A 25,116-nucleotide genomic window follows, 5' to 3' on the forward strand; every position below is an offset into this window, starting at 1 on the left:
GGGGTTTTCCATTCCAGTTAGAGTAAAAACTCGAACTGAATTATTATTATTTACCGATTTCTTGAGCTTTTGCTACGAGAGCGTCGCGTCCACCTGGAAATTTAGCGTAAATAACACACTGGCATTCTTCCCAGTTGTCTTTAGAAACATCATTAGGATCGGAACCTGGACCGGTAGCTTTACACTCGTAAACTCCCACTCCTTTAACGATACCTGCAGAAGTACCAACGATAACGGAAGCAGTTGCTTCACCGTCGGAAACTCCGGATGCAGATTCAACAGTCTCACCGACCATTTTTTTAACAACGTCGGAAGCACCTTGCAAGCGAGAAGCTTCGCGGCAAGTAGACTGCATCATAGCGAGACTTTTTTTCGCAACAGCCTTAGCGGATGCACGAGAAGCGAACTTCATGTAATAATAGTCTTTCGGGTTGGTATCTCTTGGAGTTTTACCGTCGTTTCTTTGCTCAGGCGGTCCACCCCAACCTTCGAAAGACCATCCTCCGTCACCAACGGAAGTTGCGTCTTTTTGAGCGGTATTTGCTCCGCAGTAGGTAAGTAATGCAGCAGACAGCGCAATAACGATTACTTTCTTGATCATCATTTTCTCCTTGATCAGATGGAATTGAGGAATATATCCATTAAACGGATTCCGCAAGCCATTTTTTAATGAATACGTTTAAAATTAAAAGCAGCCAACTATTTGGTAAAAAAATATTTATTCGCAGCGCACAATTGTCAAAAAATTTCCAAAATTATCTTTTTGTTCTGCTAACTCTGGCGGCTAGCGACGCAATAGCGACGACGGTTGCTTTTCTTCCTGGAAATTGGGAAGGACAAGCTCCTCAATCCTTAGAAGGAACAGGAGAAAAGCCGTATGAGTTGGCAAAATTAGGCCAGTTTTACGCGACTAGAATCTATTCAGTTCAGATAAAAGAGCAACTCTCTCCAAATTCAGATCCGGAAATAAAAGATTTTCTAATTCCTCAGGTCTCGAGAGAAAAATTCAAACAAACTTGTTCCAGACTCAAGCCGGATTATGTAGTTCGAGACCAGTTATCAATTGAGGAAAAGATCCGGATCGATCGCTCCGTGTACGATTGTAATCTTTCTAAAATGGAAGAATACTCTATCATAGGTAGAAAAGATCTATTCGAGACCTTAGAAAAGTTGACCAAGGATTCTTTTCCTTTAGTTCCCAAGAAAAAGATAAAAGAATATTCCAGAGAGCCAGTCCGAGCGGCGAAGTCTCAGATCATTGTGCTTGATTCTTCTTATTCCTACGCGCCCGAAAGAAAAGAATTTATGTCGCAATTAGAAGCGATCTCCTGGCAACCTGAGACAAAATTTCGTCTGGTTGTTTTTAGTGAGAATGGCTCCAAAGTTTTTCCGGAATCGAGCCGCTCCGAGTTTATCAAACAGTGGAAGGATTTTAAATCAGAAGGAAAATCTAATACCCAAGATCTTACGAACGCACTTCTTCGCTTAAGAAGAATTCTAAGTTCGGAAGATTCTCCTGGAAAGAAGAAGGAAAGAATGATTAGCATTCTTACTAATGCTAAAGCGTCCAATTCAATTAGCGGATACGGCGCTGCTATTGAGGGATTGAACCAGATCGGAGCTAAAGTTTCCATTCTATATTCTTCCTATGCCGGGCCGGAAGCACGTAGGGAACATAAGGAAGCCGCTAAAAGAGGAGCAGAATTTAGAGAGGTTTCCTATTTCCAGAGAATAGTCACTCCGAGAGATTCTAAAACTTTGGTATTCAAAGAAGGAAAATTATACAGCACTAGTGCTTCTCCTGATTCCAAAATGAAACTAGAGGATTCTTCCCTTGAAAAAGTGGAGTTTGCAGGTAAGTATTCCCTGGGAGAATTCTTAAATCCCTGGAGCTTGGGAAGTATTTACGAAGAAGTGAAGAAGGAGAAAATCCTCACTTCTGAACCGGTTCGCAGTAATTTTGCATCTTTATTCTCCAGTTCCGTAAGTGAGGCTTCCAATTCCGAATATTTCGGAAATTTTCCAAAAGTTTTAGTAAAATCAGGGTCTAAGGCGTTCTGGATCCGAGTTCCAAACCTATCTGGATTTTCAGAAGGAAAAAAAGGAGCGTGGGCGGTTACGTTTCTTTCATCCTCTTTTTCTTCAGAGGGGGTCGAAGTAATACCGGATTCGTTAGAACGATATACTTTCTCTACAGCTAAAATTTTAGAATGTGATCCATCAGTTGCTCGAAATTATCTGAGAAACACGGAAAAATTCAAATTCGATTGTTTAGTAAAGGGAGAGATCCTGGAAGTTTCTCAGCCGTAGCAGAGCCATGGAAGAATCTAATTTTATTGCATTATCCCCTTCGACCCGGAAAATCCTTGATCGAATGAAACAAGCGGTTTCCTCCGATCTACCTATCTTGTTTTTAGGAGAATCCGGGACAGGAAAAAGTTATTTAGGATATCTGTTCCATTCCTATTGTAAAGACAGGTTTCCCCAATACCAAGTTTTCGATTTTTCCGTTTCCGAGTCGGAGGAAGAAACTTCCGAGATCTTTTCTAAGTTAGACGGCAAAGTTGGTGTAACGATCTTTTTAGAAGCGATCTCAAATTTAAATCCAAGTTTTCAAGTTCAGCTCTTACAAAAGATACGCAATGAAAAAGGAAAGAATAGATACTTACTCTCCGATCAGCCTGATCTTCCTGAAAAAGTAAAATCAGGTAAAGTACAAGAATCCTTGATGACTGAGATCCAAACTGTTCAAGTAAAAATTCCTACACTAAGAGAAAGAAAGGAAGATATTCCTCCCTTGACCCGATTTTTTCTAGACCTGATCGGTAAAAGATATAATCGGAAGAATATTAAAATTTCTGAAAAGTTAGGAAAGTTCCTATTAGAGTACGATTATCCAGGTAATCTTCATCAATTAAAGAATCTTTTGGAAGCAATGGTATCCATGCATAATGTAAAGACATTGGATACAAAACATCTTCCTCCTGAATTATTCGAAACAGGTTATAAACAAAATGATAATTTGTCTGTTCGTACTGGAATTCCTCTCAGAGATTATGAAAGAGAGATTATCAGACGCAATTTGATCCTCGTGAACGGGAATAGAGAAAAGGCTGCGAGAATATTAGGTATTTCTGAAAGAACGATCTATAGAAAGATCACCGAGTTCGAACTGTTCGATTCCGAGGATGGAAAAAATCCTCCATCTTCCTGAAGAAGTAATATACGGTTTCTTCTTTTTCGGAACCAGTTTTGATCTTTTGGTTCATTTCCAATAAGAATTCGTATAGTTCCTTAATTTCCATATCGTTAAACACAGAACTTTCTCTTCTGAGTCTTTTAAACGTGTGGTTCTTTCGAGCGGGAGAATACGCCGCTATTCCAAGCAGATCGGACTGTTCTTTTTCGCTCAGTACCTTGTCGTACATTCTCAGAATAATTTTATAAATCCTTAATTTATCCAAATGATCTTTCAATAACGAAAGAAAGATAAGAAGTGAGTCCTTACCTATTTTGAATTTAGTAAATTCTCTGGAAAATCTCCCGTAATCCTTTTCGAAAAAATAATCTACAATTTCAGAAGAACTGAATTCGGAACTCTGGAATAATACTTCTTTTAGATCTGCGAGATTGAAACTTTTCTTTCCTAAATATAATTTCAGTTTTTCTAAATTTCTTAAGTATGCGCCTGCGCTCGGACTTACTTTGAGTAAAAATTCTTCTTCTGCTTCATCGTCTAATTTTACTTCTACTTCTTTGGATGCTCTTAAGAAGGCTTCCTTTCTTTTATCAGGAAATATTTTAGAAGATTTAAAATGAGAGACCTTATCTCCGAATATAGAGATCAATTCTTTAGGAAGATCCCAATGATCGTAATGGATCAGAATTCTGACCGTCTCCGGAACTGAAAAAGATTTGGGAGATGTTTTGGATTTTGTTTTTCCCATCCAAGGTTTGAAGAATGTAACGCCCGACTTGATGATGAATAATTTTTGGGCCGCGAACATATCTAAGTTTCCGGCTTCGTTTTGAAAATTCTCCAGATCACCTGGCTCCGCTACAAACACCACGATCTCATATGGATCCGCGCTTTTTTTGTAAGCTGCCTTGTATAGATCGCTAACGACACCGAATTCGTATGAATCCTGAGAGATCACAAAAAGTATCTGAGGCAATGATTCCAGGCTGGGCTTTGTTTTGTGCAGGAAATCGATCAGATTCTCATAAGAATTCGAAACTTTGGTATCGGCCACGGAAATCATCCTGGAAGGAATTCCGAGAGAGTCAAGCGGATGATCCGATTCTTTTCCTAAAGTAGATCCCGGATTTTTCCGATCTTTTAGATAGGTTCAGACCCTATGAGAATCAGCGACGGCGTACAAAGAATTTCTTCCCAGGAAGATTATCTTACTTATATCAAACCGATCCTAAATCAGTCCAGGGTTCCCGCAATTGAGCCTATCCGCCAAAGGGATTTTTCTGAGACGGCAAAGTCTCTGAAACTTTATGGTCCGGATGGAAGTTCCGCTCCTCAGGATCCTTCTGTTTCAAAGGGACGATTCCTGGATCTTTACGTTTAATCTCCTTCTTCTAAAATCATAAATCAGAGAAACCTGCTCCAAAGAGTATGGCATAAGAAAAATTTGCGGATCGGAAATCCTAAAATATTAGAATAAGATCCTTGAAAACTTTTGGCAGGTGAATTTGGATCTTGGATCCCGTAGGACCCTGCCTTATCATGGGGTTTGCAAATTTTAATATATTCTAAAATTTCAGATTTGCTCCAAGAATGGAATTCTACTTCTGAAACATCGTAATCGAAAATTTTTTCGTCCTTAGTCATTATTCCAAGTCCTGAATACACTTGATGTGTTTTTCCGGAAAGTTCAGAGAGCATGGAGAATGCTTCCGAATCATCTGCAGGTTTTTGCAGTATCTTATTTTGAAAAACTACGATCGTATCCGAGGATAAGATTACTTCTTCTGGATCGTTCGGCTTGGGTCCAAGTTTTGCTAAAGTCACTCTTTCCAAATAACGAACGGGTGTTTCTTCATGAAGACTAGTTTCGTCCGTAGGCAAAGGAAGGATTTGGAAATGTAGTCCTAAGGATTGTAAGATCTCCTTTCGTCTTGGAGATTGAGATCTCAGAATAAGCATATATCCATTCTGAAAGAAAAGCCTTGCCAGACACTCCTTTTCCCAGTATCAATGTTCGCACGGATCGAACCAATGAGTTTATTTCTTAGATCATTCTTCTTCTTACGCACCCTAGTTTCGATAATTCTTGTTTTGCTTGTGGCTCTTACTTCTTCTTATTCCCAGGAAGCTTCTAAGACTGCGCCTAAAGATAGTCCGGAGCCCAAACCGACTAACACGAATGTGGATCCAAAGTCCAAAGCATATTCTTTACGTAAAAAATCCTGGATTGCTTTGAGGTATTTAAGGACTAGTCTTTTAAATTTCGGGAAGAAGACGGATTGGGATACTTCCCTCGCAGATTATGCGAAGGCAGAATCTTCTTTTCAAAGAGGAGAATGGGAATCCGCAGGGAACCAATTCCAAACTTTAAAGACAAAATTGGACCAACTAGCCGAGGCTCAGGCAAAAGAAGTATTCAATCGTTCCGACGCGTTGGAGAAGGATATCCAACCAAAGATTGTGGATCTAAAACTGAATACAGAAGCACCTGGTAAACAGTATATTCCTGTGATGGAAAAACATCTTCAGATCTATAGAGACACTTGGCAGGCAGCTAAATTAGAAAGAGAGATCGGGAACCAAGGGCAGAATTTATATTTTGCTAAACAAGGCCTGTTACAACTTTATAAAGCTAAGATCCTTCTGGAAAAATCCAAGGAAGGAAAACTGGAATCGGAAGAAAAGCTCAGCAAGAACAAAGTTTTGGAAACTGACTATTTAACACCTGAGGAAGTAAAATACTGGGACGATTGTCTGGAAGTATTGAACGAATCGGAAGAGAAAAATCGCCAAAAAGAAAAGCAGGCGATTATTAGTGTATATCAGTCTAGAACCGGCAAAAAACCGGGAGAGTCTAAGAGTAACGCGAATCCCGCAAACTCTGCTCCAAGTGGCGAAGGTAAAAAGTAAGGTCCTTTCAGGTTTTCTTTCCGAAAGTAAGAATAGAATATGAAATTATCCAAAATCATTTTGCTTCTATTCTTTCTTTTCTGCGTTTCTTGTAGAGGCTTCAATCTACAAAATTTTAAGAATCACACTTTTGAAAATACCTGCGATTTGTTCGATCTATTCTGCGATAAGATCGTAGTGAATCCGGATCTTTCCGACTGCGATCCATTTCATGAAGAATATGAAGGATATTCGCATTATATAGATCGCGGAGTTTTAAAGAACGATTATAAGATAGAAGAAGAAGCCAAACAGGAAAAAGAACCTAACGATCCTACGGAACCTCTACCGAAGAAAAAAGAAAAGATCAAGGCAACCAATACGGATTACGGAAATAACATGAGAATAGATTCTAAAAAGTTATTCGAAAGATATGATATTTCTGCGGGAAGAAGATCGGACAAGGACAGATCTAAACACCCTTGTGGTGTTTTGCAGAATGGTAACAAACCTAAAGTGTATTATTCGGAACCTAAAACTACCGACAAGGGAGGAGAATTTTGAAAAACGTATTCGATTTAACAGGTAAATCAGTATTAGTAACAGGAGCAACGAGAGGGATCGGAAGACAGATCGCTCAAGGATTTTTGGACGCAGGGGCAACAGTTTACGGAACTGGATCTTCTGCGGAATCCATCAAACGTCTAGAAGGATCAGGCATCGAAGCGTTTGCCGCGGATATTAGGCAGCCGGGAGCAATGGATTCTATCATCGAAACGTTGAGTAAAAAACACGGAAAGTTGGACGTGCTTGTAAATAATGCAGGAGTAGCGACCAATCTACCTGCAGGATTTTTTAAAGAAGAAGACATACAAAACGTTACACAAACTAACTTTGTAGGAGTGTTTCGTGCGAGTCAGGCATACTATAAAATACAAAAGAAAAAAGGCGGGAACATTATCAATATCGCCTCAGTCCTAGGAATGGTCGGCACCAAATTTGCGGCCGTGTATTGCGGAACAAAAGGTGCAGTAATTAATATGACTAAGGCCCTCGCGGTCGAATGGGCAGGTGCCGGATACAGAGTGAACGCGATCTGTCCGGGATTTATAGACACGGACATGACGGATATGATCAAAGAAAGACCCGAAGTATTAGAGCAAATGAAAGCAAGGATCCCTTTGTCTAGATTAGGAAAACCTGAAGATCTTGCGGGCGCTGCTGTCTTTTTAGCTTCCGATGCTGCGGCATACGTTACCGGTCAGGCTATCGTCGTGGACGGAGGTGTTACTTCCGGTATATGATATTAGAATTACATCCCCAGAATCCTGAGAAAAGGGTCCTCGGACAAATTTCCAAAAGATTATCCGAGGGAGGGGTGTATGTATTTCCTACAGATACAGTTTACGGTTTGGTCGCAGACTCCCAGTCGCATGCGGGAGTTGAAAAATTATACAAACTAAAGAACATCTCTAAGAACCAGCCACTCTCTCTTCTTTGCGCGGATATTTCCACCGCATCCAATTATATGGAACAACTTTCCAACGAAGCGTTCCGTTTGATGAAAAGAATAACTCCCGGACCATATACATTCGTCGTTAAGGCGAACAAACATCTTCCTAGAGTTTCTTTCTCGAATCAAAAAGATAAGAATATTGGGATCAGGATCCCTGATTCTAAATATCTGCAGACTTTGTTGGAGCTCCATCCGAATCCTCTCACTTCTACTTCCGTATTTTTCAAAGATGAGTTTGTGACCGATGTGCATATGATTGAAAAAGAATACGGTGACAAAGTGGATGGGATTATAGATGGAGGAATCCTTGAACTGGAATTATCCACCATTCTTGATTGTACCGGAGACGGGATTTCCATCTTAAGAGAAGGCAAAGGAATGGATCGGATCAACTCATTATAATCTCTGGAGGCAAGTAATCATGCAGAAAAGACAATTGGGAAAGATAGGCCCACTCGTATCCGAACAAGGATTGGGTTGTATGGGAATGTCGGACTTTTACGGACAAACAGACGACACTGAATCCATTGCAACCATACATCGTGCAATAGAGCTGGGAGTTACATTATTCGACACAGCGGACATGTACGGTCCTCATATAAACGAAGAACTTTTAGGGAAAGCGATCAAAGGCAAAAGAGATCAAGTGGTGATCGCCACCAAATTCGGGATCGTAAGAGATCCTAATGATCCTTATAAAAGAGGATACAATGGAAAACCTGAATACGTAAAAGCTGCCTGCGAAGGAAGTTTGAAACGATTAGGAGTAGATACGATCGATCTGTATTACCAACACAGAGTAGATCCTGACACTCCAATCGAAGAAACAGTAGGAGCAATGGCTGATCTAGTAAAACAGGGAAAAGTAAAATACATAGGACTTTCCGAAGCAGGTATAGACACCATCAAGAGAGCTGCTAAGGTTCATCCGATCTCTGCGTTACAAACTGAATATTCTCTTTGGACAAGAGATCCGGAAGATGGGATCTTACAAACTTGTCGTGAACTTGGGATAGGATTCGTGGCTTATAGTCCTCTCGGCCGAGGATTTTTAACAGGGCAGATCCAAAAATTTGAGGATCTGGATCCTACAGATTTTAGAAGGAACTCCCCTCGTTTCCAAGGAGAGAATTTCCAAAAAAATTTAGAGCTAGTCGCTAAGATCAAAGAGATCGCTAACGAAAAATCTGTCACAGCAGGACAACTTGCTTTAGCTTGGGTTCTCGCTCAGGGACAAGATATAGTTCCGATTGCAGGCACTAAAAGACGCAAATATTTGGAAGAGAATATCGGAGCGAGTTCGGTAAAATTGTCTAAAGAAGATCTAGACAGGATCAATTCAGTCGCTCCAAAAGATGCGGCCGCTGGTCTACGTTATCCGGCAACCAGCATGGGTTCTGTAGGAAGATAATCGATCAGGGAGGCCTATTTACTTTTTAAAGCGGCCTTCCATTCTTCTTCTTTAAAACCTACTAGCCCGAAGTTTTCTCCTAATACAAAAGGCCTTTTTACTAAGTTGCCGTTCCCGGAAAGTAGTTCGAACTGCTCATCCAAGCTCATCTTTGCAAGTTTGTCCTTGAGTCCTAGTTCCTTATAATCCCCGCCGGAAGTATTGAATAATCTTTTGGAATCTCCGCCTACATATCCGAGCATTTTTTTGAGTTCTGTCTTGGTGGGAGGGGTTTCCCGGATTGCCTTTTTGTCGAAGTCGATCTTCTTCCCCTCCAGGAATTTGAGGGCGTTTCTGCAAGTGCTGCAATTTTTGTACTCGTAAACTTTTAATTTCACCGTTGGATCTCCTACAAAGCGTTCCCTTCCCAAATTCGGAATTTATGTCGTCTTTGCAAGTCGGAACCGACAAAAAAACTTTACCTTGAAAATGGAAGGTTTTGCCGATAGTATTCCTTAGGACGCGCTCAAAGTGCTGAATAAAAAGACCTCTCTAACCGGAAGACAAAAAGCGGCCATTTTTCTCATTGCCGTAGGGTCCGACGTATCTTCGGAAATTTTCAAACATCTACGTGAAGACGAGATCGAACAGATCACGTTTGAGATCGCACGTTTAGATAAGATAACTCCGGAGGATAAAGAGAAGGTTCTGGTAGAATTCAACGAGCTTATGATGGCTCAAGAATTCATCTCGAACGGAGGTATCGATTTTGCTAGGGGACTTTTGGAAAAAGCTCTTGGTAACCAGAAAGCGATCGATATCATCAACCGACTTACTTCAAGTTTGCAGGTACGTCCTTTCGACTTTATTCGTAGAACAGACCCTCAGCACTTATTGAACTTTATCCAGAACGAGCACCCTCAGACAATCGCATTAATTTTATCTTATTTAGATCCTCAGAAAGCATCTAGCATTCTTTCAGGATTACCGCATACGATCCAGGCAGAAGTTGCGAAAAGGATCGCTACCATGGACCGGGTTTCTCCTGATGTTCTTCGAGAAGTGGAAAGGGTTTTGGAAAGAAAACTTTCCACGTTGGCGAGCGAGGACTATACCTCTGCGGGTGGTATCGACTCAGTGGTTGAAATTTTGAACCTTGTGGATAGGGGAACTGAGAAGACGATTATTGAAGCCTTGGAAGAGGAAGATCCGGAACTTGCGGAAGAGATTAAAAAGAGGATGTTCGTATTCGAGGATATCGTACTACTCGACGACCGTGCGATCCAAAAAGTATTGAGAGAAGTAGACAACTCAGACCTTGCAAAAGCTCTCAAGTCCGTGGATACAGAGGTGCAGGAAAAGATCTTCAAGAACATGTCCAAACGTGCCGCGAACCTACTCCGAGAGGATATGGACTTCATGGGACCTATTCGTATTAAAGACGTGGAAGACGCTCAGCAAAAAATCGTTAACATCATACGTAAGCTGGAAGAATCCGGAGATATCGTAGTCGCACGTGCCGGCGAAGACGAACTCGTTATGTGAGGTCCGAACCTGGGCCATATATTTCACAAACGATTTTCATTCAGTATTTGCGTAGCCTTACTAATTTCTCAGTTTGGCTGTATAGCTGAAACCAAACCGGTTAGGAAAATAGATTTTTCAGAACTGGAATGGACCGGAAGGCTCATAACGGAAACTCCGAATGAAAAGAAATCGGACTCCAAAAATAAAAAACAAGATCCCGCGTCAGAAGATTGGACACCACTTCCGGATTTACCTTGGACATTCAATAGTCTATTCCAGATCCCGATGGATTCAGGTCTCCATCAAGTTGAGATAAAAACCGAATTTAATTTAGATAAGGCTGACGACTTACTTAAGATCCCCGCAGGACTTTATATTTCGGATATAGGAGAGAATTGGAAAATCTCTCTAAATGGAGTTTTGATCAGGGAAGAATGGTACGAACCTATGGCCGGACAGCTTACCAAGAACCGTTCCTTAAAAGGTCTGATCATTCCGCTCCATCATGGAATTCTAAAGCAAGGTAAAAACGATCTAAAGATCCGTTTTATGGGATTGGCGGATAGTAACCCGATAAAGGCAAACGATCATTTCGGATTCTATCATCCTAAAAATTTCAGGATCTCTTCTCTTGAGGAAATCTATAATTCAACTTCAGAATACTTCGATATATTTCTTTTCGGTATCTATTTTATATTCGGTTTTTATCATGTTCTATTCTTTGTGACTAGAAAACAGGATATTTATTATCTATATTTTGGGCTGTTCTCCTTATTCTCCTCCGTATACTTCTATTTTACTACTTTCCATATATATAATAAATTTATAAATTATCCGGGTGGTCCGGACACTGAATTGTTCTTTAGGGGTGAGATTTCCGCGCTCATTCCTATGGTCCCTGTATTTATGCTTTTTGCGAAAGACTTCTTTTACCAGAAAGAAGGAAAGTTTTGGATCATTCGGATCTTTTGTGTTTTAAGCGGGATTTTGCTCTTAGCGAACTGGGTACTGCCTTTCAAATATGTTCTTCCGAATCTAACTGTTTTTCAAGGGCTTTTATTTTTGATGCTCTTGTATGTGATCTTCTTCTCCGCAAATGCGATCCGTTTGAAAAAACCGGACTCTATCAAACTTGCGGTTGGTATAGGGGTCTGCGGTCTTTTTGGTCTTTGGGATACGATTGACGCGATGACTAAAATCGCAGGATTCCATTATCCATTCTTTAAGATATCATTCTCAGTTTTCATTCTTGTAATCATCAGTCTTTTAGTTTCCAGATATGTGAGTTTGTATAAACAATCTCAGGCGCTCAACTTAGAGATTTCCAAACAAAGAGATGCATTTTACAGGTTCGTACCTTCTGAATTCATTTCAATCTTGGATAGAGAAAGTCCTGTTGAGATCAAAATAGGCGACTCTAAAGAAAAGACAATGTCCGTATTCTTCGCGGATCTAAGAGGGTATACATCCGTTTCTGAAAAGCTAAGTCCGGATGAAAATATTAAATATCTGAACAGATACTTCTCTGCATTTGAAGATATCATATTTAAAAATGCAGGTTTCGTAGATAAGTATATAGGAGACGCGATCATGGCGCTCTTCTCCGATCATAGCGATAGAGCGGAGAAAGAAAACTTTAACTCTGCCGACAACGCTCTGCAATCTGCGATAGACATGGTTCGGTATGTAGAATCATTGAATGACGGAATTGGGCTAGGTGCTGATCTAGGAATAGGTGTGAATACCGGACCTCTGATCCTTGGAACTGTAGGGAGTGAGAGAAGAATCGATACTACCGTTGTAGGAGATACTGTAAATTTATCTTCACGGGTACAAAGTCTTTCCGGCTTTTATAAAAGTAAAATTTTAGTAACACATCATACTTTCTTACGTTTGAATTTGCTATCCGATGTAATGGCGAGAGAAATCGATACAGTAATCGTAAAAGGAAAAACACAACCTGTAATTCTATACGAAGTTTTTCAAGCAGATGAACCTGAATCAGTGGATTGGAAAGAAGGTTCCAAAACAAAACTGAACGAAGGAATCGCTCTCTATAAAGCGGGGCAATTCAAGAACGCTTTTTCGATTTTTAAGGAATTATACAAAGAAAAGCCTACAGATAATATCGTAAAATTATACGCTAAAAGAACCAAAATGATCCTTGGCCAAGCTCCTCCCGGAGATTGGGATGGAATTTTCAGGCTTCACAGAAAATAATTTCCAATTTCAATCGATTCTTCTAAAATTTAGGGAACGTATAAATCCTTCTCCTTTCTGATTAGTTACTCGGTTTTGTAATCCGAATTTAACCTCATTCAAATAGGAAATTCTAGAACATGAAGTATAAGATCCGGAGTATCTCAGTTATTTTGTTTCTCTCCGCTTTCGGTATAAGTGCGGATGAAAAAGAAAAACTTCCGGATTTCAAATTGCCAGACCAAAAAGGTAAAATTTTCAACTCAGCAAATGTAAAAGGAAATACGTATTTTTTACTCGGGTGTGGCTTTAAAGATGTGGTCCTTTGTAGAAAACATGGACGTAAGATCTATTGGAAGATGCAGACATTATTGAAGGATGAAGATCGCGCGATCTTCTCCGCTTATCTAAATTTGAAAAACGCCCCGCCTGCAGTTTTTGATTATATTCTCCAAGAAAAAGAGAAAGATTACGAAAGTCTATTGTTGGATAAGAAAGGGATTTTATCCACTGGCATAGTAGAAGGAAGATCTTTTTTAAGAGTGTATTCTCCCAAGGGTGCGCTTATTCACAAAGAATATTTCGAATCTGTGGACGATGCAAAGGTCTCCGAACTTTATAAACTGGTCCGAAGTGAAAAATAAAATGAACAAAAAGATTGTTTCTTGTTATATTCCACTTTTGTTACTTCTTCCTTTTATTGGAAATTGTGTAAGAAAGAATCCACACGCTGCGGATTATTTCGAAAGATATTTTAAATACCAAGACTTCATCCAAACAGAATTTAAAGACGATCCTATTCGCGGGATTTTGTATGGGAACCCTGAAGCGGATTCAGAGGAGAAGTTTTACAAGAAAGATGGATATCTATCTCTATCCTTTCGCTTAAGTGAGAATGGAGGCCGTTTCCGAAAAGAATTATCAAATTCTCCCCTTTCCGTTTTTCCGGAAAGTCCGTATTCTATTTTCGTAAAAGCGGAACCTGCAGAGTTTTATACTAAACCAATCTATAAGGTCACTCGAACGGTAGAGATGCTTTCTCCTGAAGTAAGCGTATTCGATATTTTTCCGATGATCGAAGATACCGTGGAACATCTGCGGGGGTCTGAAGCGAATCAAGTTTTGGAACATTCTTCTCTTCAAAAATTCTTATGCCATCAATTTGATTGTGAGATCAAAAAAGAAGATGGAGAAGTCTTTCTGATGTATACACTTTCTGAAAGAATGAAGGAACAGTTCCCTATCTCGTATAAAAAATGGAACAAACGTTTGGGCCAGGTTTCTTTCCGATTCCAATTATTCCAACCGGGTGGATTTACTAAAGGTTGGGAATTTTATAATGAAGGCAAAAAACTTATTTTAGGAATTCCGAATTCTCCCAAAGGGTATTGGTCTTCTCCCAAAACCTTATATCTCAGGACGTATCTGTTTATAAATATTTTTGGATTAAAGATCGATATCCGAGGATTAGGATATACTCTTAAATTTAATCGCTCCGGGAATACGGACACTGTCTCAGGATACTTTAGTAAAATTCCGGAAACTACCATAGGTGGTAGATTTCTTTCCATCTTTCCTCCGGGAGCGGTGAACTTTTTTATTCCGGGTAATATGGAAGAATACTTCGAAGGAAGTTTCAAACTTTTGGTAGAAGGTTCGGATGGCAAAGGTGGAACTCGAGTCGAAACTAAAACGAAACGTAATGGGAACAAGACCAAAGTTCTTCTTACTGCTGAGTCTGAAATTTTCAGAGATCGCTTTCTTCCTTTCAAGTCGAGTGATGAAGATGATGAGCCCGCTTTTTTTCCAGAGCTAGGAAAAAATATTGTATTAGATTTACGAGGTAAATGATCTTCAAAACTTCAAGTAAACTTGAAGTTCGTAAAACCAATTTAGAAACCTTCCAAAACTGCTTGACTGGACCTCTTTCGCAAATAATCCTAATCGGATTCGGCTAACAACCGAATAATATTTTTAGAACTGTGTTCGGAGGAATCATGGAATTAACCCTGTTTACCACCACGAACGGGCTTTATTACTTAGTTAAGTATATTCACTTTTTATCTGGGGTGACCTGGATAGGAATGTTGTACTACTTTAACTTTGTACAAGGTCCTTTCTTCAACGAAACCGATGCGGATACAAAGAAGAACGCAACTCAGAAATTAGTTCCACGTGCATTATGGTGGTTCCGTTGGGGCGCAATGCTTACCTTCCTTTCCGGTATTGCGATGATCGCTATCGCACTCGGAGCTCAAGGCATTCCGCATAATTCCCAATGGGTAGTTGTAATTCTAGTGGGTGCACTTTTCGGAACGGTTATGTGGGCGAACGTTTGGTTCGTAATCTGGCCGAATCAAAAAGTTGTGATCGCAAAAGCTAAAGGAGAGACCACTGTGGATCCCGCTCCTAACGCGAACCGCGCTTTCGTAGCTTCTAGGACCAATACTTTTTTCTCAATTCCGATGTTATTCGCAATGGGAGCGGCTCGTAATCTTCCACTGAATTACAGCCCTGAGAAGTTGAGAATTTTCCTTGGAATTATCGTACTTTTGATTGTGATCTTTGAAGTGAACGCTTTAAGAGCGGATCAAAACGGACCTACCGTAAAGCCGATCAAGACGGTAAAAGCTGTAATTACTAGTGGAGTGATCTTTGCTTTAGTTACTTATGTTCTGATGGAAGTTCTATTAACTGCTTAAGGAATATTGAATGAATCCATTCCAAATCAATCGGAGTGGAAGCGAGAAGGGCGGTAATCACCGCCTTTCTTTTTTTGGCTTTCTACTCTTAATATTTTTAGCGCTGGTATTCTCTTTCTGTAAAGAATCCAAACCGCTCTCTCCCGAAGCGGAGGCCGGTAGAGGATTGTATATGGCAAGCTGTTTAGCCTGTCATAACGCTAATCCGAAACTGGACGGTGCTGTCGGGCCTTCTGTGGCAAATTCTTCTTATGAATTGTTGGAAGCTAGAATGAGAGGAGAATATCCTCCAGGATATGTTCCGAAACGTCAAAGTACTGCTATGACCCGTTTCAATTTTACGGAAGCTCAGCTAAAATCTTTGGAAGAGTTTTTAAAACAGTAAGTGTTACTGTAATTCTTTCAAAGTTATAATGAAAGAAAGTGTTTTAGTTTCTTCCAATGGAGATCCGAACATTTCGGAGAATGTCGATGATCTGCTTATGGATCCTTCCATTGGAAGCTACAACTTCTGCTTGTCCGGATAAGAAGTGTTTTCCTTGAAAGTCAGTGAGCTTTCCGCCTGCTTCCGTTAAAATCACGGAACTAGCAACAGTATCCCAAAGTTTTACGCCCTTCTCCCAGATACCGTCGAGTACACCTTCTGCCACCCAACAAGTATCTAAAACGAAAGATCCTGTCCTTCTCATGGATCTACCGCAACTAATAAACGCGGTGATGTCAGAGATCACTTCGTTCAGAATTTCCTTTCTGTTGGTTGGAAAGCTGGATACCAAAAGAGATCTCGCAAGCGCATCTGTGTTAGAAACATCTATTCGGAGTCCGTTCTTAAATGCGCCTTGGCTTAAAATTGCGGAGTAACGTGTGTCCAGTTCAGGTGCGAATACAACTCCGGCAACTGGAGTCTCTCTATGTTCGAGTCCTACAGACACACAATAAAGAGGAATACCTCTTACGAAATTCATAGATCCATCTATCGGGTCCAAAACCCAACGAAAGGAATTGCTTCCTTCATGTTTGAAATAATCTTCTGAAATGATTGAGTCGTTTGGAAAGTTCTGTCGGATAAAATCGATCAGGAATTTTCCCATCAATTCGTCCGCTTTATGAATGCGTTCTTTTTCTTCGGAGTCGCTTACGATCCCGAAAACTCGGATCTCTTTTTGGAGCTTGCGAGCGGATTCCAGTATAAGCCCGGATACGGATTGGACTGATTTCACTCTCTTCTTCACTTCTTCAAGAGGGAAATCTATGGGAGGTGCTAAGGATTCCATGTTCGGGTCTTATGTCCTTTCTACCCGCAAAATTTTCCAAGCCATATTTCCAGAAGGGGAAATGATCCTCTCCGACTTATGAGATCGGAGCCAAGCGAAGAATGAATTTCGGGCAGATTCTTCTAAGGTCATGCTGTCTGGTCTTAACAAAAGATCAACTACTTGGTGAAAGGAATTAAAATCCTTTGCGATCCTGTCTAGGGAAGGATCCAGGAACCTGGCGGTTAAGGTCATGTATTCCACTGCTAAAGGGGCGAAAATTTTTCCTAGGGACCAATCTGCTGGAGTGATCCCTAAGGACTCATGGATGAAACTGACCTGTTTAGAATAATCCACCTCATCGAAAATTTCGGAATATGTATGTCTTACTCCTTCGAATGAATCTCTGGAGATCTGGACCATAAAGTCCGATTCTTGATACTTCTTAGCTGTGAAGTCTATGACTGCATCTTCTAACACTGTAAGAGAGTCCAGAGGAATCACTCTGGAAGAAAAGTAGGCCCTGTTAGTGTAAACGGACATAGTTTTTCCCTGAGAAGCTTGTGTATAAATATCTTCCTTGGGTGCTCCTCCAAGATGCATTATATGAAAGCTAGTAACGATCGCAAAAGGAGGAAGTTTTTCTCTCCATACTTCCGGAGAATTTTCTCTGAACATTTCTCCTTCCGTGTAAAACGGTTTGATCAGAAACAAACGGTCGATGTCTCTTTTTGGTCTCGGTTCAGGAAGAACGAGAGAATCTGCGATTAATTCAGGCGCTAGTTGAAGAATAGATTTCAGAAAACTTTCTGCAGCGCTAAATTCTATTTCGAAAACAGAAGTAGAAGGTAGAATAAACTTCTCTTCGAATTCAACAAAGGAAGTATGAAGGTTATCAACATATACGGAATTTACCTTATTTCTTCCATTCGAATGATTCTGTAAGAGCCTGTTTAATTCTTTAACTTCATTTAGCTTCATTTTTTCGTTTTAGTCAGGATCCTCACCTCGTACGGTTTGAGTAGCTTGAAACCGGCAAAAGCCTTCTTTCCGGAATGATTGATAAAAATTTCGTAGTCTTTGGATTTTCCCGTTCTAAAACTGCGCTCCACAGTTGGGCCGTAAAAAGTAAAAGGAATTCCTGCCATTCTTAAGGTTCTTCTGTATAATAGCATAAATGAGATCGGACTCAGACTCGCTCCAACGTATACGACAGATCCTTTTCCGAATCGATTACAAGTTATGACAGGTTTTCCTTTATAAAATTTCTTATTATCAGAATATCTTGCCCAGACCTTGGCCGTTGTAGGTTCCAGGATCTCGCAAATTTTGGAGCAAGTTCCTAGAAAAACCCTGAATCGGAACTTAACGTTTCGATTTCCCACTGCTTCAAACTTTCTCACTTTTACTCCTGCCATTTCGGAGAATGGACCAGGAACCTGGGAATCTAACATCCAGGAATTTTTGTCCTTAAGCCCTGCTCTATACCCTAAGACTAAAACACCTCCCTCTTTAACGAATTGCTCCAATTTTTTAACAATGGAAGTATCTATCATTGCATAGAGGGGAAGTACCAAAACTTTATACTTGGAAAAGTCGGCTTTGGAGATAGGTAAGAAGTGAGCGTTTACATTTAGAATGTTCAGGCCTGCAAACCAAGTCGCCATCTCGATATCGTATCCAACTTGCGCAAACGGAACCGGACTATGTTTTAAACCGGAAGAGATGGGTTGGTGTTTGAAGTTCCTTGCATTCTCAATATCATGAAGAACCGCGACTTCTGCCGGAAAATGTTCAGCAGCGAAGTCCTTCGCTTCCGGCAAGATCTCCGAGATCCCTTTTTGCAATTCTAAGTATCTATCCGTTAGAGATTTGTCGTGATCCAAAATCCCATAACAAAGTTGTTCTTGTCCAAATCTTGCAGTTCTATATCTGAAAAATATGATTTGTTCCGCACCTTGGACGATAGCTTGTTTCATCCAAAGTTGAACCTGACCCGGTGCAGGAAGATAACCTAGAGTATCATGTCCTTGGAATCCTGAAATTTGTTCCATCACGGTAAACGGAAGATCTTTTAATCCTCGATTATACTGATGCATCGCAGAGATAAATGGATGAGGGAAAGGTTCTTCTTGGTCTCCCCAAGTAGGATAATTGTCCCAAGACACGTAATCTAAATGAGTGAATAATTCGCTCATATCTATCACTGGAAGAAATGGACTAGGATACAAGTTCGTAGTGAGTTTCCGATTGGGAGAAAACTTTCTTACAATGTCAGATTGCAATTTTACAAAGTCCACGATCGTATCAGAATGGAATCTATAAAAGTCTTGGATCATAGAAGGATTAAAACCCGCACTCACATGAAGACCTGGTATTGGGATCTCATTCCAATCGTTGAAGATTACTCCCCAAAAAATATTTCCCCAATTATCGTTCAGGTTTTGGATTGTTTTATATTTTGATTTTAACCAAAGACGAAATGCTTTGAGAGAAGTTTCAGAATGATCTATATCCGATCCTTCATGGCCGATCTCATTGTCTATTTGCCAACCGATCACAGCAGGATGATTTCCTAATGCCTGGGCCATTTTAGTTACGACCTTCACTACTGCTTTTCTATAATTCGGAGAAGAAAAGCAAGCCTGTCTTCTTGTGCCTATATTTCTTAAAACTCCGTCTCTTACTTGGAGAACGTCAGGATATTTTTTAGCAAGCCAAGGAGGGAATGTAGCAGTCGGTGTTCCTAGGATCACGTCCATTTTATGTTTATGAAAGAGATCCAACATCTTCTTCCAAAAAGAAAAATCGAACTTACCTTCTCTAGGTTCAACTAAGGCCCAAGAGAACTCTGCGAGACGAACTCTGGTCAAGCCCATATCCTTCATGATCCGGATATCTTCTTCCCAATCTTTGGGAGTCCATTGTTCAGGATAATAATCTGCTCCGAAAATCATTCGGTCCTCGCATGTTAAAAAGGTAGAGACGATGATTCTGTTTAGGGAAGATCTTTCCAGAAAGAAAACCGGGAAATCCGTTCGAAATTCGGAAAAAATACTGTCTTTTCGATACGATTCAGGGAGAATAGAATAGAACCTCGTCCTTAAAGGTCGGGAACCCAAACATTGCATGGAAAACAAAGATATATACCATTATGGGATTCTTCCCGACGTTCACTTTCGTTTTTCCTCAGCCGAAATTTCCTACGCAGTAAACGCAGCGTCTAACTTACATGGTTTCGACGACGCGGGGACGGAACTTCTGGCAAGGACAATGCTTGCCGCATTCTTCTTAGCAGATCTAGTAAAAGAAGATACAAAAGTAAGCGTTCAAATTCGTTTTTACGACGATTCGGAGATCCATTCGGTCTTAGCCTACAGCACTCGTAACGGAAGACTTAAAGCAACCTTAAGACATCGTCCCGAAGAAGATATAGAATCGGCACAGATCTCGGAGGAAAATTTAGGGATTTTGAAAGTATTCCGTTGGAAAGACGGAGAATGTATTTATCAATCCATCGTTCCTTTTAGAAATCAAAGTTTCGAAACAAATATCGAAAACTATCTGAGAGATTCAGAACAAGTTCCTTCCTTTTTAGTAGCGTATGTAAAACTAGACGGTCTTCATTGGAGGATAAAAGGTTTATTCTTACAAGCATTGCCGGAAGCAAAATCGGAACATATAGATGCAGTTAGAGAATTGGCCGGAAAACTAGAAGAAGAAAAGTCTAAAGTTTACGAAGGAACCGTTTCCCAAGCATTAGAAATTTTGCAATCTTCGTGGAATACAAAATTCGAGATATTGGAAACCGGACGGCCGGAATACAGATGTGATTGTTCCGAAGAGAAGATCAAGGAACTCATTCAAAATTTAGGAAAAGAAGAAGCAATGGACATCGCAGAGGAGCAAGGACAGATCGAAGTCACTTGCGAATTTTGTAATTCCATCTATAGATTTCCAAAGGCACAGGTCTTAGAGTTATTTTAGAAAATCGGATGTCAGGACGATTTGAAAATCTTACCTTAGATTCTATCGATATCCCTGTCGCAAAACTTGCGGGGATTGTAGCAGCGGTCTGGAAAGAGGGAAAATTCCCCTTACTACTCCTTTCCGGAAAAATGGGTTCTGGCAAAACTACATTAGTTTCTAAACTTGTAAAAGCTTTATTGGATGATTTAAAACCTGGATTGGATAAATCCAAATTATTTGTAAATTCCCCTACTTATACTTTGATGAATGAGTATCCTTTTCCTGAGATCCAAAATACATTAGGAGATATATTGGAGATCTTCCATTTTGATCTCTATCGGATCGGTTCTTCGGAAGAGATACCTGACTTGGGTTTCGAAGAATATTGGAATGGCAAAGGGATTTCTCTGATAGAATGGTGGGAGAAGGCAGAACCCGAATTTGAGGACAGAAGTTTCCGGATCAAGATCGATTTGGAAGAAGCAGATGAACATACTAGAAATCTGCAGATCCAATTTTTGGGAGAAGAATGGAAAAGGTCCGATCTACAGATCGAATCCTTTCTGAAGTCTTAGAAAATCGTATGACAAAAATATTATTCTTCGATGCGACCAACTCCTGGATCTTAGTGGGATGTTATCTTAAAACAGAAGACGGCAAACTAGAAAAAGTTTCCGAGTACAGAGAATTGCATAATAGGGAATCTTCTCTCTTACTTATTAAAGAAATTTCGAACTGTTTGAAGGTATCTAATTGGGAAAAACCTGATATAATAGTAACTGCAACCGGCCCTGGATCTTTTACAGGTATTAGGATCTCGGTTGCAACAGCACGGAATTTTTCACAGATCTGGAATATTCCGGTTTTGGGAATTGATAGTTTAGAATTGTACACAAGCCAATATTATGCGGAATCAGAATCTTCCGTTTGTGTAGGAATAGAAGCGAAACAAGGAAAAATTTATTTCGGTCTAAAGGACTCCAGAGGTTATTGGGGCACCGTGGACATTGCACCGGATCTGATTCCGGAAACCATCCCGGAAGATAGGATAGGCTCTTATCTTACCGGAATTAAGTTCAGCGACTCTCCCGAATTTTTTGCGGGAACAAATATGAAAGAGAATCTTCCTTCGCCGGAAGCGAGTATATTGGAAAAGTCCAGCGAGATCAAAAAGGCATTATCAAAGCCGGAAGATCATTCTTATTTGCAATTGGTTCCGAATTATCTGAGAGGAACTTACGCTGATGATAAGCCTAAGGTATATTATACATGACACAAAAAAAGAAAATAGTTAAACAAATACAAATAAAGAAAAAAACAAAACCAAAAGAGAATGGCGAGAAAAGCAAGGAACCAATTAGGTCCAGATCCAAAGAATCGGATGAGAACGATCTAAGAAAGAAGATCAGAGAAGCAAAGGAGAAGGTTTCTAGAAAGAAAAAAGATCATAAGTCTTCTCGCTCAAAGAAACTAGAAATATTTCCGTCTGAGCAAAAAGTTTCGGCTCCTTCTTTTAAAAAAGAAAGAAAAGATAAAAATAAATCGTTTAAGCAAGAAATCGCAAAAAAATCCCACGAAGAAATTCCTTCACCAAAGGAAGAAACAAACTACAAAAAGTCTTCTTACGAAAATCAAAATAAGAATCCAGGATATTCTCCTAAATCTTCCCACAACAAAAACGAATCTCACGTGCCCGGATCCAAGCCCAAGTTTTATGATAGAAGGCACGGAAGTCATGATTGGGAAAGAGAGAATGAACCTGGCAGAAAACTTCTGAAATTTTTCCGTTCTAGAGCGGGAAAGGTACTCTCAATGCAAGAGGTGAACTCCAAGTTCATTGCTCATGCAGGTCAGAAAAAAGGATATAGAAGAGAAAAATGGGAAGCCCAAGAACAAAAACGTTCTGCGGAAGAAGTTTTGATCTTTTTTGAAAAAGAAGGTCTGATAGAGATCCAAAAAAAGAACATCATCGTTCGTCCCAATCAAACCTTACAGGGAACGATCTCCTTAAGTAAAAAAGGAGACGGTTTCGTAAAACTGACTACAGGCACCGAAGTATTCGTCCCGGGCCAGTATACTTCTTCTGCAATCCAAGGCGATTTTGTGGAAATTCTTCCTACAGGGATCGGCCGTAAAGGAAAACTAGAAGGAGAAGTTGTCTCAGTTCTTAGAAGAGGCCGTGAGCTTTATAGAATGAAGGTAACGGAGAAGGATTATAAATTTATAGTCGGTACCTTTTTGGACATGGAAGGAGATTTGAAAGAAGGTTTTCTTCCCCGCAAGACATTACTGCAAGATCTGCAAGACGAGATAAACGTCGGAGATGTTTTGATCGTAACCTTGAAACAAGATTCTGATCACGAAAAGAATCTATACGAAGCTCACTTTGTTCGTTTCGAGTCGGATACCAAAGAAGATACGGATCTGATGAGAATGTTAATGAAGTACAATTATACCATCCTCTATCCGGAGGAAGTAAAATTGGAAGAACTTCCTGACGAAGTGGATGAGTCTACGGTAGACAATTGGAATTCAAGAGTGGACTTGAGAGAACTCAAATCTATCACGATAGACGGAGAATATTCCAAGGACTTTGACGATGCAATCTCCTTCATAGAAGAAGGTAAGAAGATCAGATTCTACGTTCATATCGCGGATGTTTCACATTATGTGCAACCTGGTTCAGATTTGGATGTGGAGGCTTATTCAAGAGCTACTTCCGTATATTTGGGAAGTAGAGTGGTTCCTATGTTACCTCCTGAACTTTCCGAAAATCTTTGCAGCCTTGTGGCTAAGAAGAATCGACTGGCATTCACAGTTGAAATGGAAGCTGATTGGAGTGGAACCATCTTCCATGCAAAGTTTTACAAGTCCATAATCCGAGTAGAGGAAAGATACACTTATAATCGCGCAGAAGAAGAGATCAAAGCAGGAGATCCGAATAATTGGATCTTCAAAATGATGAAATTTGCGGACATTCTTAGAAAGAGAAGACTGAACTCCGGAAGAGTGGATCTGAATCTGAAAGAAACCAAGGTGGTCACAGATTCGGAACACAATGTTATAGAGATCAAACCTGTAGAAAGATTACAGGCTCATATCCTGATCGAAGAATTCATGCTTTCTGCAAATATCAAGGTGGCTGAGTACATTCGTAAAAAAGAAAGACCGACTTTGTATCGTGTCCACGAACCGATGGACGTGGAAAAACTGGAGATGTTAAATTCATTTCTAAGATTGAATGGGGTTAAAGCTCAACTTAAGGATACAAGTTACGAATCTATTCGCCAAGTCCTGCAAGTGATTGAAGGAAGTCCTTCAGAGCGTTTGTTCAATATTTCCCTCTTGAGAAGTTTTATGCAGGCTTACTATTCCGGAGAATATCTGGGACATTGGGGCTTAGGTTTCAAAGACTATTGTCATTTCACTTCTCCCATTCGTCGTTATCCAGACTTGGTATGTCATAGAGTTTTAGAAAGTATTCTTCTCTTCGACGAAGAACCTTATTCTGAAGAAGATATCAAAGTAATGGGACTTCATACTTCTCACGAAGAAAGAAAGGCAACCGACTCCGAAAGGGATTATTATAAGCTCAAGGCTTGTAGATACTTGGAAAAAACAGGGATCAAAGAATTTACTGCGACCCTTGTTGGATTTAAATCTGCAGTTGCATTTGTGGAATTGAATAATCCTCCTGTGGAAGCTGTGATTCCCGCAATAGAATTTACCGACGAAGGTGAGCTACAAGCAGAGACAGACTTCACATTCTATTCTAAAAAATATACCAAACAATATTCATTAGGTGAAACCTTTCCTGTTGAATTGGATAGAATTGATTTTGAAGAAATTAAAATTTACGTGAAGATGAAAAAATTCCAAAAGAAAGGATAGACAAAGTCGAACATATTCCAGAACATTCGTTACGGCAAACTTTGTTTTTTCGAACAAAGTTTAGGAGTTAGAATTGGAATCGTTTCTGGATGAGAAGGTTTCTCGTAATCGCTTTCTAAAGTTTTTGTTCAAAACGGCCGCAATCTCGGCTATCCTAGTTCCTCAAACTTCTTGCAAACCCGGATCTATTCCGAAGTTGCATGGATTGAGTGATTCTGAATATCTTGCTTTCAAATCCTTGGAAGAAGTTTTCCTTGTTGGAAATCCAATCCAAGGATTCGATTTGGGAGTGGCCGCAGATAAGTATATCTACGGTCATCCTTATCCGATCGATACTGAATCCGTCCTGAAATTATTGGCATTCTTGCCGGGATCTTCTCTTGTTTCTCTAGCCTTGGATTTTTCTTTCACCTCTATGGTAGGGCTTTCTAAAGAAGATAGAGAGAAACGACTTCTTTCCTGGAAAAACTCTTCCTTATCTTTGAAAAGAGGCGCTTATAATATCATGCGCCAATTGTCCTTCTTCTTAGTTTCTATGGAAAGAGATTATAACGAACTAGTGGGATATAAGGGTTAAGAAT

At 40.0% G+C, this 25,116-nt stretch carries 26 protein-coding genes; 19 read left to right on the forward strand and 7 right to left on the reverse strand.

Annotated elements, in window-relative coordinates; all coding sequences use genetic code 11:
- Positions 1 to 46 precede the first annotated feature (46 nt).
- A complete protein-coding gene (locus LPTSP_RS13780) occupies positions 47 to 601 on the reverse strand; it encodes a lipoprotein LipL21 (protein WP_008589617.1) in 555 nt (184 codons plus the stop codon).
- Positions 602 to 735: 134 nt separating this feature from the next.
- Here LPTSP_RS13780 and LPTSP_RS13785 point away from each other — a divergent pair, with 134 nt between their 5' ends.
- Complete coding sequence (locus tag LPTSP_RS13785) at positions 736 to 2,310, forward strand: LIC10012 family protein (RefSeq protein ID WP_108929919.1); 1,575 nt, start codon at positions 736 to 738, stop codon at positions 2,308 to 2,310.
- A 7-nt stretch (positions 2,311 to 2,317) separates the two neighbouring features.
- Entirely contained in the window at positions 2,318 to 3,214 is an 897-nt protein-coding gene (locus LPTSP_RS13790; protein WP_108929280.1) for an AAA-type ATPase lid domain-containing protein, read from the forward strand.
- Here the strand turns inward: LPTSP_RS13790 and LPTSP_RS13795 are convergent.
- On the reverse strand, positions 3,159 to 4,262 hold the full coding sequence (locus tag LPTSP_RS13795) for a DNA polymerase III subunit delta (protein ID WP_108929281.1): 1,104 nt from the start codon (positions 4,260 to 4,262) through the stop codon (positions 3,159 to 3,161). The two genes, LPTSP_RS13790 and LPTSP_RS13795, sit on opposite strands and share 56 nt — an antisense overlap.
- Before the next feature lie 96 nt (positions 4,263 to 4,358).
- Here LPTSP_RS13795 and LPTSP_RS13800 point away from each other — a divergent pair, with 96 nt between their 5' ends.
- Positions 4,359 to 4,580 carry a hypothetical protein gene (locus LPTSP_RS13800; protein ID WP_108929282.1) on the forward strand — a complete coding sequence of 74 codons (222 nt, stop codon included), beginning with the start codon at positions 4,359 to 4,361 and terminating at the stop codon, positions 4,578 to 4,580.
- Positions 4,581 to 4,603: 23 nt separating this feature from the next.
- Here the strand turns inward: LPTSP_RS13800 and LPTSP_RS13805 are convergent, their stop codons facing one another.
- The gene (locus tag LPTSP_RS13805) at positions 4,604 to 5,158 is read right to left on the reverse strand and encodes a nucleoside triphosphate pyrophosphatase (RefSeq protein WP_108929283.1); all 555 of its coding nucleotides are present in this window, start codon (positions 5,156 to 5,158) and stop codon (positions 4,604 to 4,606) included.
- Between the two features lie 72 nt (positions 5,159 to 5,230).
- Here LPTSP_RS13805 and LPTSP_RS13810 point away from each other — a divergent pair, with 72 nt between their 5' ends.
- The 5 genes from LPTSP_RS13810 to LPTSP_RS13830 are packed head-to-tail and all read left to right on the forward strand — an operon-like array spanning position 5,231 to position 9,015.
- On the forward strand, positions 5,231 to 6,109 hold the full coding sequence (locus LPTSP_RS13810) for a hypothetical protein (RefSeq protein WP_108929920.1): 879 nt from the start codon (positions 5,231 to 5,233) through the stop codon (positions 6,107 to 6,109).
- Between the two features lie 39 nt (positions 6,110 to 6,148).
- The gene (locus tag LPTSP_RS13815; protein WP_108929284.1) at positions 6,149 to 6,652 is read left to right on the forward strand and encodes a hypothetical protein; all 504 of its coding nucleotides are present in this window, start codon (positions 6,149 to 6,151) and stop codon (positions 6,650 to 6,652) included.
- On the forward strand, positions 6,649 to 7,392 hold the full coding sequence (locus tag LPTSP_RS13820; RefSeq protein WP_108929285.1) for an SDR family NAD(P)-dependent oxidoreductase: 744 nt from the start codon (positions 6,649 to 6,651) through the stop codon (positions 7,390 to 7,392). The genes LPTSP_RS13815 and LPTSP_RS13820 overlap by 4 nt, the downstream gene beginning before the upstream one ends.
- Positions 7,389 to 8,006: an L-threonylcarbamoyladenylate synthase gene (locus tag LPTSP_RS13825; protein ID WP_108929286.1), complete on the forward strand. Its 618-nt coding sequence runs from the start codon at positions 7,389 to 7,391 to the stop codon at positions 8,004 to 8,006. The genes LPTSP_RS13820 and LPTSP_RS13825 overlap by 4 nt, the downstream gene beginning before the upstream one ends.
- Positions 8,007 to 8,025: 19 nt before the next feature.
- Positions 8,026 to 9,015 carry an aldo/keto reductase gene (locus LPTSP_RS13830; RefSeq protein WP_108929287.1) on the forward strand — a complete coding sequence of 330 codons (990 nt, stop codon included), beginning with the start codon at positions 8,026 to 8,028 and terminating at the stop codon, positions 9,013 to 9,015.
- A 14-nt stretch (positions 9,016 to 9,029) separates the two neighbouring features.
- Here LPTSP_RS13830 and LPTSP_RS13835 read toward each other — a convergent pair whose 3' ends face one another.
- A complete protein-coding gene (locus LPTSP_RS13835; protein WP_108929921.1) occupies positions 9,030 to 9,392 on the reverse strand; it encodes an arsenate reductase family protein in 363 nt (120 codons plus the stop codon).
- A 133-nt stretch (positions 9,393 to 9,525) separates the two neighbouring features.
- On the opposite strand from LPTSP_RS13835, the gene fliG reads away from it, so the two are divergent.
- The 6 genes from fliG (at position 9,526) to LPTSP_RS13870 (ending at position 15,807) form a co-directional block, all read left to right on the forward strand.
- Positions 9,526 to 10,539 carry a flagellar motor switch protein FliG gene (gene fliG / locus LPTSP_RS13840; protein ID WP_008589915.1) on the forward strand — a complete coding sequence of 338 codons (1,014 nt, stop codon included), beginning with the start codon at positions 9,526 to 9,528 and terminating at the stop codon, positions 10,537 to 10,539.
- Between the two features lie 267 nt (positions 10,540 to 10,806).
- A complete protein-coding gene (locus LPTSP_RS13850; protein WP_108929289.1) occupies positions 10,807 to 12,741 on the forward strand; it encodes an adenylate/guanylate cyclase domain-containing protein in 1,935 nt (644 codons plus the stop codon).
- A gap of 119 nt (positions 12,742 to 12,860) precedes the next feature.
- On the forward strand, positions 12,861 to 13,364 hold the full coding sequence (locus LPTSP_RS13855) for a hypothetical protein (RefSeq protein ID WP_108929290.1): 504 nt from the start codon (positions 12,861 to 12,863) through the stop codon (positions 13,362 to 13,364).
- Between the two features lies 1 nt (position 13,365).
- Positions 13,366 to 14,571: an LIC10025 family lipoprotein gene (locus LPTSP_RS13860; protein WP_108929291.1), complete on the forward strand. Its 1,206-nt coding sequence runs from the start codon at positions 13,366 to 13,368 to the stop codon at positions 14,569 to 14,571.
- Positions 14,572 to 14,717: 146 nt separating this feature from the next.
- Complete coding sequence (locus tag LPTSP_RS13865; RefSeq protein ID WP_167396439.1) at positions 14,718 to 15,422, forward strand: urate hydroxylase PuuD; 705 nt, start codon at positions 14,718 to 14,720, stop codon at positions 15,420 to 15,422.
- A gap of 10 nt (positions 15,423 to 15,432) precedes the next feature.
- On the forward strand, positions 15,433 to 15,807 hold the full coding sequence (locus LPTSP_RS13870) for a c-type cytochrome (RefSeq protein ID WP_108929293.1): 375 nt from the start codon (positions 15,433 to 15,435) through the stop codon (positions 15,805 to 15,807).
- Between the two features lie 43 nt (positions 15,808 to 15,850).
- Here LPTSP_RS13870 and LPTSP_RS13875 read toward each other — a convergent pair whose 3' ends face one another.
- Genes LPTSP_RS13875 through LPTSP_RS13885 form a run of 3 tightly spaced genes read right to left on the reverse strand, consistent with a single transcriptional unit; the run spans position 15,851 to position 19,632 of the window.
- Positions 15,851 to 16,696 carry an inositol monophosphatase family protein gene (locus LPTSP_RS13875; RefSeq protein WP_020769772.1) on the reverse strand — a complete coding sequence of 282 codons (846 nt, stop codon included), beginning with the start codon at positions 16,694 to 16,696 and terminating at the stop codon, positions 15,851 to 15,853.
- A 9-nt stretch (positions 16,697 to 16,705) separates the two neighbouring features.
- A complete protein-coding gene (locus LPTSP_RS13880; protein ID WP_108929294.1) occupies positions 16,706 to 17,656 on the reverse strand; it encodes an LIC_10030 family protein in 951 nt (316 codons plus the stop codon).
- Positions 17,653 to 19,632, reverse strand: coding sequence for a beta-galactosidase (locus tag LPTSP_RS13885; protein ID WP_108929922.1), 1,980 nt, complete (start codon positions 19,630 to 19,632; stop codon positions 17,653 to 17,655). The genes LPTSP_RS13880 and LPTSP_RS13885 overlap by 4 nt, the downstream gene beginning before the upstream one ends.
- Before the next feature lie 172 nt (positions 19,633 to 19,804).
- On the opposite strand from LPTSP_RS13885, the gene LPTSP_RS13890 reads away from it, so the two are divergent.
- From LPTSP_RS13890 to LPTSP_RS13910, 5 genes are all read left to right on the forward strand, one after another.
- Positions 19,805 to 20,662 carry an Hsp33 family molecular chaperone HslO gene (locus LPTSP_RS13890; RefSeq protein WP_108929295.1) on the forward strand — a complete coding sequence of 286 codons (858 nt, stop codon included), beginning with the start codon at positions 19,805 to 19,807 and terminating at the stop codon, positions 20,660 to 20,662.
- Between the two features lie 8 nt (positions 20,663 to 20,670).
- Entirely contained in the window at positions 20,671 to 21,219 is a 549-nt protein-coding gene (gene tsaE / locus LPTSP_RS13895) for a tRNA (adenosine(37)-N6)-threonylcarbamoyltransferase complex ATPase subunit type 1 TsaE (protein WP_108929296.1), read from the forward strand.
- Positions 21,220 to 21,227: 8 nt separating this feature from the next.
- Positions 21,228 to 21,917: a tRNA (adenosine(37)-N6)-threonylcarbamoyltransferase complex dimerization subunit type 1 TsaB gene (gene tsaB / locus LPTSP_RS13900; RefSeq protein ID WP_108929297.1), complete on the forward strand. Its 690-nt coding sequence runs from the start codon at positions 21,228 to 21,230 to the stop codon at positions 21,915 to 21,917.
- Positions 21,914 to 24,535, forward strand: a complete 2,622-nt coding sequence (locus LPTSP_RS13905) for a ribonuclease R family protein (protein WP_108929298.1) — start codon at positions 21,914 to 21,916, stop codon at positions 24,533 to 24,535. The genes tsaB and LPTSP_RS13905 overlap by 4 nt, the downstream gene beginning before the upstream one ends.
- 73 nt (positions 24,536 to 24,608) lie before the next feature.
- Positions 24,609 to 25,112, forward strand: a complete 504-nt coding sequence (locus tag LPTSP_RS13910; protein WP_108929299.1) for a hypothetical protein — start codon at positions 24,609 to 24,611, stop codon at positions 25,110 to 25,112.
- Positions 25,113 to 25,116: the final 4 nt, after the last annotated feature.

Source organism: Leptospira johnsonii (genome assembly GCF_003112675.1).
Lineage (GTDB): Bacteria > Spirochaetota > Leptospiria > Leptospirales > Leptospiraceae > Leptospira_B > Leptospira_B johnsonii.